General features: G+C 50.9%; 1 rRNA gene. It reads left to right on the top strand.

Features of this window, described 5'->3' with window-relative positions:
* A 23S ribosomal RNA gene (locus A3764_RS01105) occupies positions 1–285 on the top strand; the annotation flags it as partial.

Here is a 285-nt window from a genome sequence, read left to right as displayed (position 1 = left end):
TCCTAACCAAACTCCGAATACCGAGGAGTACTAGATGGCAGACACACGGCGAATGCTAACGTCCGTCGTGAAGAGGGAAACAACCCTGACCTCCAGCTAAGGCCCCTAATTCATGGCTAAGTGGGAAAGCAGGTGAGACGACCAAAACAACCAGGAGGTTGGCTTAGAAGCAGCCATCCTTTAAAGATAGCGTAACAGCTCACTGGTCTAAATAAGTTGTCTTGCGGCGAAGATGTAACGGGGCTCAAGCCATGAGCCGAAGCTGAGGATGCACTAGTTGCATGG

This window comes from Sulfitobacter sp. HI0129 (assembly GCF_001635395.1).
GTDB lineage: Bacteria > Pseudomonadota > Alphaproteobacteria > Rhodobacterales > Rhodobacteraceae > Sulfitobacter.
This window is presented reverse-complemented; position numbering and strand designations above follow the sequence as displayed.